This window comes from Moorena sp. SIO2C4, from assembly GCF_010672485.1.
Lineage (GTDB): Bacteria > Cyanobacteriota > Cyanobacteriia > Cyanobacteriales > Coleofasciculaceae > Moorena > Moorena producens.
This window is the reverse complement of the sequence record NZ_JAAHGN010000163.1, coordinates 1-9,892: the sequence shown is the minus strand read 5'-3', so window position 1 is coordinate 9,892 and position 9,892 is coordinate 1. Positions and strand designations below refer to the sequence as shown.

Here is a 9,892-nt window from a genome sequence, read left to right as displayed (position 1 = left end):
GGTGGGCAGTGCCTACCACCCTGATTTGCCAGAAAATGAATTGGTCTGATGCACTGCCCACCCTACATCTACATCTGGCTCCGGTTCCCCCCTTGTTAAGGGGGGTTAGGGGGGATCTGACACTCCAAATTAACCGAGCAGTGCCTACCCAACCTTGGGTGGTGCGTTACGGGGCGGACTATCCCAAGACTGGCTACGAGGCGAAAAATAATGGCAAGCCCGCCCCTAACACACCCTACGCAACTGCCATCGGTGGTGGGCAGTGCCAATCCAAGTCTATGGCACGCAAATCAATCTAACTCCAGCACTGCCCACCCTACATATTTCGACTCCCTTAATAATTAATAGTTAAATCATGATCAATCCCCAGAAGCAACAACCCCTTTGTCAATCATCAGATGCTGGTTTCACAATCATGGAATCCTTGATGGCAATGCTGATCATTACTATTCTGATGCTTGGCATCTCACCCATGATTGTTTTAGGGGTGGCCAATCGAGTCCAATCGCGACGAGTAGAACTAGGAGTGCAAGCAGCTAGAGCCTACATCGATGGTGTAAGGACTGGAGCCATCGAACATCCCAAACACGAATTAAAAATGGAACTTGAGGATGGAAAAAACAGAAGTGACTTTGCTAAAACTGAGGCTCCTAAACCATCAAACTTGACTTGTGACAAAAATGCCTATTGCGAAAATGAGAAGAAGAACAGTATTTACTGTATAGATCTCGATGAAGGTGGCTGTAGTAGTGAAAGTCCAAGAGACTTAATCATCCAGGCATTTCGGAGTATCACTTCATCAGGAGACCCAAGTAATAATATTGATAAAAGCTACTTTCTGGGGGTGCGGGTTTACCGAGCCGATGCCTTTAAGGATAAAGGTGACTTGACCATTGGTGAGAAGGGGGCTAAGGCAAAAGCCAGGGGACCAGGATTAAGCGATCGCAAAGCCCCCCTAGTAGAAATGACTACAGAAATTACCACAGGTAAACCCGATTTTAGCCTTTTTTGCCAGCGCCTAGGGGGTTGTAAATAATCTTGTAACGAATACGGTAATTACTATCAAATACTACTAACAAAAACCCTAACCATGATTAGCTCACTCAGAAAGTTACTCGCCCATAAACTTAAAAGCAAAAAGCCTAAAGTCAACCATGGCGGCTTCACTTTAATTGAACTCCTGGTAGCTATGATTGTGGCGGTACTGATCATCGCGCCACTATTAAGATTTATGATTACTATTGTCGATACAGACCGTAAAGAGCAAGCCAAAGCTACCTCAGAACAAGAAATCCAAGCCGCTATGGACTACATAGCCAGAGACTTGGAGCAAGCGGTCTATATCTATGATGCTTCTGGAGTTGAAAGAGACAATGCTGGAACAGCGGACGACTCTGGAATCCAAGACCAAATCCCACCAGTTGCTGCAGCACCAGGTTGTAACAAAGGTAACTGTCAACCTGTGCTGGTATTCTGGAAGCGGAAGTATTTTTATAGAGAAGACAAAGTCAATGGCAAAACCATTGGCGACTTTACCAATAAAAATGATACCTTTGTCTATGCTTTGGTTGCCTATTACTTAATCACTGAAGAAAATGATAAGTGGTCAAATATTGCTAGAATTGGTCGGTTTGAAGTTTATGATAAAATCATCGATGTCACTTCAAATAAAGTAAATAAAGTTGGTATACCTGCTAGCCCAGGCTTTAAATCCTTTGATCTTAGCAAGAAAGGAAACAGCCTCAAGGAAAAATTGAATCAGTGGACAAAAGAGGATGCTCCTTACACTACTAAAGCTCAAATCTTGGTAGATTACATTGACAACAAAGCAACGGCAATAACACCAGATTGTCCAAATAATTATTTGCTAGTTCCAAGTGAACCAAACGGTGGCTTCTATGCTTGTGTGGATGCAGAAAAAAGAATTGCCCAATTATTTTTGATAGGGAATGCTTTAGCTCGGCTCAAAAATAATCCAAATGACTATGAATACAAACCAAACCGGTCTAGCTATTTCCCGACCGTAACCATGCAAATTGAAGGACGGGGTTTCTTAGGACTATGAATACAAAGAAGACCGGTCTCGCTATTTTCCTAGTGTAACCATGCAAATTGAAGGACGGGGTTTCTTGAATATTAACTAATATAGCAGTTTGGAATTGGGTGAGGTACGTTTTTTTAGGGAGTAGGGAGTAAGGATCCCCCCTCACCCCCCTTAATAAGGGGGGAATGGAGGAATAAGATTGAATGTACTTGATAAATATCAGAAACGCTATAGCATTTTATGTAGTTACCGTTTTCTATTAATTATATGTTTACATCTCAACTAAAAATGTTATATCATAAAACCCTAAGCCGGAAACCAAATCAGGATGCTGGCTTCACGTTGATCGAATTAATAGTAGTTATATTACTAGTAGGAATTTTATCCTCAATTGCTGCTCCCAGCTGGCTGGCGTTTGTGAATCGACAACGAGTGGGTAAAGTCAATGAGAGAGTATTAAGTGTTATCCAAGAAGCCCAGCGACAAGCTAAAAATAAGAAACTCAGCTATAGCGTTAGTTTTAGGATGAACGGCAATGATCCACAAGCTGCTGTTCATCAGGCTAAGGATAATCAGGGCAATGCTCAAACACCTGAGACCTTTCAATGGCAGAGTTTAGTTGGTGATTTAGGGGTCAAACCAGACCAAGTTTGGATTGCTACAAACCTAATTGATGACAACAAATCTGGCGGAACATTATCGGGTTTAAGTGACGATAAAACCATTACCTTTGATAACCAGGGCGTTCTAGAGGATCCAGACATTGGAAATGGCTTAGCTATCGTAGTAGCTGTTCCTGATTCTAAGGATAAAGATAACCCTATTGAAGCAACCAAGCGATGTGTAATAATAAGAACTATCTTGGGTGCCCTAGAAACTGACAGAAAAGAGGGATGTCCTGAGTCAACATAGTGCTGAGTTTTGCCTAGATGGTCAAGAATTAACTATACCAGTATTAGCTGGTACAGAAATTACTGAAGTTTTGTTGGGTTTACCCTGGCTAGAGGAAAGACCCTTAGTGGTAGACAAAAAAGCTGGTTTGTTGAGTCTGGGAGACTAGCTTATAGACCCGGTGGTGCGTTACGGGGCGGGCTGTGCAAAGGCTGACGACGAGGCGGAAAATGAGTGCCAGCCCGTCTGATCACGCACCCTACGCAACTACTCCCTACTCCCTAATCCCTTCCCAATAACAATAAAGCTAAACTAAAGACAACCGAAAAAGTTCTGAAATCGCTATTTCAGGTCTTTTTTTTTCAGAACATTCTCCCTGTTAGTCGTTCAAAAAATTAAATTAAATCAAACTATATCAAGCAACAATTGTAAGTATTCAGCCGTCAGCCGTGGCCTTTGGCCACGCTACTTGAGGTGCCGTCAGCCGTCAGCCTTAAGCTGATAGCTGATACGCGACACGCTGATAGCTAATAGCTGATAGCTTAGGCACAATTAAACCAAAGGTCAAACTTAAAATCAGGGTGATAGTCCATGCAATTCAATAGCCAACAGGGCGATCAATCCCGAGCTGGTGCGATCGCTGGATTCACTCTACTGGAAACTATTCTGATCGTGTTAGTAGTTGGAATATTGGCTGCGATCGCAACCCCCAGCTGGCTTACCTTTATCAATCATCTGCAGCTCAACATAGCCCAAGACGAAATCTACCGAGCCATGCGGATTGCCCAAAGCAACGCCAAACGAGACAAAGCGACCTGGCAAACTAGCTTTCGAGAACAAGATGGTATTGTCCAGTGGTCAATTCACCGAGCGATGGGAAAAACATGCATCTTAGATCAAGTCCATTGGCATAGCCTAAGCCCTACCATTGCCATCTACAAAGACAAAAATAAGAAAGGTAAATCCGAAACTACCCTAGCCAAACCAAAGGGAGACTGTTCAAATACTGGACCATGGCGAGTCCAGTTTAACCACAAAGGAAACACCAACGGACAACTGGGACAAATCACCCTAATCACCAAGAATAATAATAACAATATCACCACCCAACGTTGCGTTTACGTATCCACCCTAATCGGAGCCCTGCGCAAGGGTAGATATCATCCTAAACCGAATAACAGTAAGAAATATTGTTATTGAGGGCAGCAGGGAATTGGGAATTGAGAATTGAGAATTGAGAATTTAGAATCGGGAATCGGGAGTAGCCATACAGGAAAGTTTTGAAAAGTTGTTGATCTGGCTCCCCATCTCCCCATCTCCCCACACTTCCAGAAGTTCCCCACTACTGCAACTCTGCTTGAGTCTTCTGATCATCAAGCTTTAAAATTAACACTCCCAGGGGTGGCAAACACAAATCTAGGGAATAGTAATGATTGTGGAAGAACCATTCATCTGTCCACTTACCCCCTAGATTCCCCATATTACTACCACCGTATTGGCGAGCATCACTATTGAGCAATTCCTTGTAGAATCCCATCTCGGGGACTCCTACTCGATAATGACTATGGGGCTGAGGGGTAAAATTGCACACTGTCACAATAAACTCTTCCGAATCGTGAGCATAGCGAATGAATGACACGACACTATGGCGATTGTCACTACAATCAATCCATTCAAACCCGTCCTGGTCAAAATCCTGAGTATAAAGCGCTGGTTCCCTACGATACAAATAATTCAGGTCAGTAATAAACTGCTTCAAATTTTTATGGGGTTGATATTGCAACAAATCCCACTCCAAATCTCCCCAGACATTCCACTCACTCCACTGACCGAACTCCATACTCATAAATAGAGTTTTCTTACCTGGGTGAGCAAACATATAAGCATACAGACAGCGGAGATTAGCAAACTTGAGCCACTCATCCCCGGGAATTTTCCCGAGCATATTACTCTTGCCATGAACCACCTCATCATGAGATAGGGCAAGCATATAATTCTCAGCATGGTTGTACCACATGCTGAAGGTAACATTATTCTGGTGGAACTGGCGAAACCAGGGATCCATGCTAAAATAGTCTAGGGTATCATGCATCCAGCCCATATTCCACTTCAGATTAAATCCCAAACCTCCTAAATAATTTGGCCAAGAGACCATCGGCCAATCCGTTGACTCTTCCGCAATGGAGAGAACACCAGGATAATAACCAAAAATTACGTGATGAGTTTGCCTGAGGAAATCCACCGCTTCAAGATTTTCCCGACCCCCATACTGGTTTGGTATCCATTGTCTATCCCCACGTAAATAGTCTAGATAGAGCATAGATGCTACGGCATCCACCCGCATCCCATCAATGTGGTACTTATCAAACCAGAACAAAGCGTTAGCTACCAGAAAATTCCGCACTTCGTTACGGCCATAGTTGAAGACTAAGGTTCCCCACTCCTGATGTTCACCCTGACGGGGATCCGCGTATTCATAGAGATGAGTACCATCAAAGAAAGCCAAACCATGAGCATCTTTGGGGAAATGACCGGGGACCCAATCCAAAATTACCCCAATCCCATTTTGGTGGCACTGGTCGATCAAAAACATCAAGTCTTGTGGGCTACCATAGCGCGAGGTACAAGCATAGTAACCGGTAAGCTGATAGCCCCAAGACCCATCAAAGGGATGCTCCGCCAAAGGCAAGATTTCGATATGGGTGAAGCCCAATTCTTTGATATAAGGAATTAATTTTTGGGCTAGTTCTCGGTAAGTCAGGAAACGGGCTCCTGGTTTGAGGTCTGAAACGGTTACCACCGTTAGGGTTTCACCATTTGCTCCCTGAGGAAGTTCAGCTGAGGACCCATGAAGCCAAGAGCCCAGATGTATCTCATAGACAGAAATCGGTTGCCTCAAGGGGTCAGTGTGACGCCGATGCTCCATCCAGTCATGATCATGCCACTCATAGCCATCCAAGTCGGTAACAATAGAAGCAGTTTTCGGTCTGACCTCTTGTTGGAAACCATAGGGGTCAGATTTTTGATAGATATGACCTTCGGAATTTTTAATCTCGTACTTGTAGGCTGCTCCTACTCCCAGTTCAGGAATAAATAGTTCCCAGATACCGGTGGCTCCTTTGCGCATCTGATGTTGACGCCCATCCCAATCATTAAAATCTCCGATGACTGAAACATTACGAGCATTAGGTGCCCAAACGGCAAAATAGACTCCCTCAACCCGATCAATTTCTGTAGGATGAGCCCCCAGTTTCTCGTAGATGCGGTGATGATTCCCTTCGGCAAATAAGTGCAAATCAAACTCGGTTAGTTTGGCAGAACGGAAGCCATAGGGGTCATAGCTAACCCATTCGCGTCCGCCTTTTTTAATCCGCAGTTGGTAATTAGCCAGCCGAGGTATTTCAATTTCCACCTCAAAGAAGTGAGGATGGTGTACCGATTGCATTGGGTAAGACTTCCTTTCCGTTGGCAGAAGTACCCATGCTGCTTCTGCATTTGGTAGATAAGCCCGCACTACCCAACAAACCTTACCATCCTGCTCAAATTTATGGGAACCAAGCACCTCAAAGGGGTTATGATGTTGGTTTCCTACGATCCGGTCAATTTGTTCGGGAGTAATTCTTGAAGACATTAAGGGTATACAGGTCTGGCAATATCACCGTTAGAAGGGAAGGATTGTCCGAAACAAATCGCTCAGTTGCAGCAGAAAAATCAATTCTCTAATCTTGGGGTCAAGGCCAGGTTTGGTTGAGCGTTGTGCTATGGCATCTTGCAGTTGGGCGTATTCAGCGGCACTAAGTGGCTTGCCATCAAGAGGCGATCGCGCTTCAATAATAATCTCAGTTCTCAACACCTCTTCCGGTACATCCTCCGGAGGTGGTAAACACCAAGCTGGTCTAACTAGAAGTATAGCGATAGTTAATTCTAGGCCAATTCCTAACAATTTCAACAATTTAGCCATGACCAACAGGATTGAGTCGTTAATCAAATCCTATCTCAACCGATTCACGAGTGGGTGTGGCGTCTGGATTTATAAGCTTGGCTGTGTGATTTATTTACAGGGATTTCCATTGATGGGATTGGCCTACGGCCACGCTACCCGAGCGCACACTTTGCGCATTTGTTTCCTGTTTTGGTCTAACCTGAGGGTGATGGCTAGGGTTATGGGTTTTCTCAGGGGTTTGTTTGTGATTTTTACTAATAATTCCTAGGGTATCACAAATCCCCGTCTGTCGCTAACTAAGGATTCCTCCTGAATCTGAGCTGATGCTAAGATAGTTGCGTTCTAGCATCATCTTTCTAGCTAGTAATAACTGCTACCAAGTTAATCCTGGTTAGCAGCGCTTCTTGAGTTAGCTGACCAGCCTAAGACCTCAGAGGTCTAGGTTACTGGTAAGGGTTAAGGTTCCTAGCTTAGGGTCAAATATCCACTTCTTTGCTCTAGAACTAGGTCTTTAAACGGGGAGGAATCTACCGCCAGTAACTTTAGCATGGGCATTGGTTACGTCTTGCTTCAACGGCAAAGGATAGGCATTGTCACGGGCTCAAACCCCGAAACAGTTAAGAACTGCACCTGTTCTGGTTCACCATCAGAAAGTCAGTCAGTAGTCTCGGCCATCAGATAGTTTTCCTGCCCTGATTAAAAGTTACCGGTTTGCCATAGGTGTTTCCAATAACTAAGGAGTTTTTTATGAATGCTGTTCCTCCCTCTGCTCGCACTCAAAGAAATCGGTCTCAGCAATCATTGGCTATTTCAAAAGACAAACGTTCCAGGATAGCACGACCTCCCACACATACTATGATGTCACCGAAAAACCCTAAGCCAAAGGTTGAAAACCTGAGTGTTTTGCAGCAGCAAACACCATTTTTGTTGAAAGCCTTACTATTATTAAAACGTGGCTCAGATCTAGTAACATTTACACTAATTGCTACTGCGGTCACGGTTTATTCTTGGACAGTTTACAGCCAGCAACAATGGAGCCAAGAGTATCGTAAGCTAGAGGAGCTGCAAAGAGATGAGCGCAATATGACAGCAACAACGGAAGTGATCAAAGATCAACTCGCTCAACAGGCTGAAAATCCAGCTACAGGGCTGGTTACTCCCAATCCAAGTAATACAATTTTTATGAAACGAGCTCCTGAACGTCCTCAGCGCCAGCCATTTACCGCTTTCACCAAACCTCCTGAGCCAAAACCCAAGAAAATAACACCCCTGGGTTACTAGTTTTGTGCCTAGGCATAGGGTCTAATGTGATAGACTAGAGATGGTAGGGAAGATAAATTAAGAGCTAACCGCCACCTGCCAACTAAAAGCAAGACTTTTTGTATTGTTCCGGCGCGGAGGGGCATCCCGTGTCGTTAATAAAGCTTACCGAGTAACCGTTCGCGCAGCGTCGGCGAAAGCCGATACCTTTGGGTGGTGTTGGTAAGAAGCCCGCACTGTGCCGATAGGCCAGTGTCGGGAGTATGTCACTTAAGTGTGTCTGTTTAAGTATATTTATTTAGGTATATTTGTTAAACAATGATAGTCACGTAAACCCCTATGAAACCCGGTAAGTCACTGGGAAACAACCGTTTGAGACTGCTAATGATATGGGTAATAATGATGGCAGGCGGCAGTGGGCTGTTGCTAAATTTATACCGTTTGCAAGTTTCAGAGGGATCGTCCCTAGAGGAAAAAGCACGGCGGCAGCAAATGGTATATATGCGGCCGTTTGTACCTCGCCGTCCTATTGTTGACCGGAAGGGGAATGTTTTAGCCATCGACCGACCTGTCTATACATTGTATGCTCACCCGAAGTTGTTCAAAAAATCCTTACAGGAAATTGCTGCTTTGCTGGCTCCGATGATCAAAAAAACACCAACAGATTTGGAGGAGCGGTTCGGTAAACGCAAGAGTGGTATTCGCTTGGGCAATACGATCCCAGAAGCGATCGCTGACCAAATTTCTCGGTTGAACTTAGATGGTTTAGAGTTGATTCGACAATACTCCCGCTTTTATCCCCAAAATGAATTGGCATCGGATGTGGTGGGTTATGTAAACATTTTCGATCATCGGGGTCAAGCGGGTCTAGAATACACCCAAGAAAAGTTCCTAGAACGGGAGATCCGAAACATCCGACTGAGCCGTGCTGGGAATGGAGCCTTGATGCCAGGTCATGTGCCAGAAGGATTCATGCACCTTGATGACCTGCGGCTACAACTAACTATCGATACTCGCCTGCAACGAGCGGCTCGCTCTGCCCTCAAGCAAACCATCAAGAAGTTTAATGCAGAGCGTGGCAGTATCATAGTGATGAATGTACACAATGGTTCCTTGTTAGCCCTAGTTTGTGAGCCAACCTACAACCCCAATCAGTACTCCAAATTCGATGTGAGTTTGTTTAAAAATTGGGCGCTGTCAGACTTGTATGAGCCTGGTTCTACATTCAAACCCCTAAACGTTGCGATCGCATTAGAAACTGGTACCATTACAGCCCAAAGCTTGTTCAACGACACTGGCAAGATTCAAATTGGCGCATGGCCGATTCTCAACCATGACTATAAATCAGTAGGCGCTCGGGGCATGATCAATCCCAGCAAGATTCTGCAACATTCCAGCAATGTGGGCATGGTGCGGATGATCAGAAAGATGAAACCTGAGGTTTACTATGACTGGTTAGAGAAGCTAGGCTTAAAGCAAAAAGTAGGAATTGAGTTACCAGCTGAGACCGCTGGACAGCTCAAAAGTAAGTACAAGTTTAAAGTTTCGCCAATTGAACCAGCTACGGCTTCCTTTGGTCAAGGTTTTTCCTTAACCCCAATTCAGCTAACTCAGATGCTAGGTGCCCTTGCCAATGGTGGTAAGCTAGTGACTCCCCATGTGGTTCGGGGATTGTTTGACACCAAAGGGAATCCCCACTGGCAACCACGGCGTCCGGTACCGAGACGAGTATTTTCCCCCAACACTACTCGGAC

The 9,892-nt window shown here is 44.7% G+C and carries 11 protein-coding genes; 8 read left to right on the top strand and 3 right to left on the bottom strand.

Going from position 1 to position 9,892, the window contains the following annotated elements:
* The 5 genes from F6K20_RS11465 to F6K20_RS11445 all read left to right on the top strand — a co-directional run.
* The coding region (locus F6K20_RS11465) for a hypothetical protein (protein WP_287294728.1) at window positions 1–299 on the top strand (299 nt) is incomplete at its 5' end.
* 56 nt (window positions 300–355) lie between these two features.
* The gene (gene hpsB / locus F6K20_RS11460) at window positions 356–1,036 is read left to right on the top strand and encodes a hormogonium polysaccharide secretion pseudopilin HpsB (protein ID WP_287294725.1); all 681 of its coding nucleotides are present in this window, start codon (window positions 356–358) and stop codon (window positions 1,034–1,036) included.
* A gap of 54 nt (window positions 1,037–1,090) precedes the next feature.
* Window positions 1,091–2,065: a hormogonium polysaccharide secretion pseudopilin HpsC gene (gene hpsC, locus F6K20_RS11455; protein WP_287294722.1), complete on the top strand. Its 975-nt coding sequence runs from the start codon at window positions 1,091–1,093 to the stop codon at window positions 2,063–2,065.
* A gap of 267 nt (window positions 2,066–2,332) precedes the next feature.
* Entirely contained in the window at window positions 2,333–2,956 is a 624-nt protein-coding gene (locus F6K20_RS11450; protein WP_287294720.1) for a type II secretion system protein, read from the top strand.
* 570 nt (window positions 2,957–3,526) lie between these two features.
* Window positions 3,527–4,135, top strand: coding sequence for a pilus assembly FimT family protein (locus tag F6K20_RS11445; RefSeq protein WP_287266565.1), 609 nt, complete (start codon window positions 3,527–3,529; stop codon window positions 4,133–4,135).
* A 42-nt stretch (window positions 4,136–4,177) separates the two neighbouring features.
* On the opposite strand, the gene F6K20_RS11440 is transcribed toward F6K20_RS11445, so the two are convergent.
* Genes F6K20_RS11440 through F6K20_RS11430 form a run of 3 tightly spaced genes read right to left on the bottom strand, consistent with a single transcriptional unit; the run spans window position 4,178 to window position 6,896 of the window.
* The gene (locus F6K20_RS11440) at window positions 4,178–4,309 is read right to left on the bottom strand and encodes a hypothetical protein (RefSeq protein ID WP_267873726.1); all 132 of its coding nucleotides are present in this window, start codon (window positions 4,307–4,309) and stop codon (window positions 4,178–4,180) included.
* Window positions 4,278–6,566, bottom strand: coding sequence for a 1,4-alpha-glucan branching enzyme (glgB, locus tag F6K20_RS11435; protein ID WP_008183225.1), 2,289 nt, complete (start codon window positions 6,564–6,566; stop codon window positions 4,278–4,280). Before glgB ends, F6K20_RS11440 begins: the two co-directional genes overlap by 32 nt.
* A 30-nt stretch (window positions 6,567–6,596) precedes the next feature.
* Window positions 6,597–6,896: a hypothetical protein gene (locus F6K20_RS11430; RefSeq protein ID WP_008183222.1), complete on the bottom strand. Its 300-nt coding sequence runs from the start codon at window positions 6,894–6,896 to the stop codon at window positions 6,597–6,599.
* Between F6K20_RS11430 and F6K20_RS11425 the strand changes: the two genes are divergently transcribed.
* The 3 genes from F6K20_RS11425 to F6K20_RS11415 all read left to right on the top strand — a co-directional run.
* Window positions 6,895–7,146, top strand: coding sequence for a hypothetical protein (locus tag F6K20_RS11425; RefSeq protein WP_008183220.1), 252 nt, complete (start codon window positions 6,895–6,897; stop codon window positions 7,144–7,146). The two genes, F6K20_RS11430 and F6K20_RS11425, sit on opposite strands and share 2 nt — an antisense overlap.
* A gap of 479 nt (window positions 7,147–7,625) precedes the next feature.
* Window positions 7,626–8,159 carry a hypothetical protein gene (locus F6K20_RS11420; protein WP_008183217.1) on the top strand — a complete coding sequence of 178 codons (534 nt, stop codon included), beginning with the start codon at window positions 7,626–7,628 and terminating at the stop codon, window positions 8,157–8,159.
* 318 nt (window positions 8,160–8,477) lie between these two features.
* The coding region (locus F6K20_RS11415) for a peptidoglycan D,D-transpeptidase FtsI family protein (protein WP_502708830.1) at window positions 8,478–9,892 on the top strand (1,415 nt) is incomplete at its 3' end.

Coding starts and splice junctions, on each gene's coding strand:
- hpsB (WP_287294725.1), top strand. CDS start 356: ATGATCAATCCCCAGAAGCAACAACCCCTTTGTCAATCATCAGATGCT.
- hpsC (WP_287294722.1), top strand. CDS start 1,091: ATGATTAGCTCACTCAGAAAGTTACTCGCCCATAAACTTAAAAGCAAA.
- F6K20_RS11450 (WP_287294720.1), top strand. CDS start 2,333: ATGTTATATCATAAAACCCTAAGCCGGAAACCAAATCAGGATGCTGGC.
- F6K20_RS11445 (WP_287266565.1), top strand. CDS start 3,527: ATGCAATTCAATAGCCAACAGGGCGATCAATCCCGAGCTGGTGCGATC.
- F6K20_RS11440 (WP_267873726.1), bottom strand. CDS start 4,309: ATGATCAGAAGACTCAAGCAGAGTTGCAGTAGTGGGGAACTTCTGGAA.
- glgB (WP_008183225.1), bottom strand. CDS start 6,566: ATGTCTTCAAGAATTACTCCCGAACAAATTGACCGGATCGTAGGAAAC.
- F6K20_RS11425 (WP_008183220.1), top strand. CDS start 6,895: ATGACCAACAGGATTGAGTCGTTAATCAAATCCTATCTCAACCGATTC.
- F6K20_RS11430 (WP_008183222.1), bottom strand. CDS start 6,896: ATGGCTAAATTGTTGAAATTGTTAGGAATTGGCCTAGAATTAACTATC.
- F6K20_RS11420 (WP_008183217.1), top strand. CDS start 7,626: ATGAATGCTGTTCCTCCCTCTGCTCGCACTCAAAGAAATCGGTCTCAG.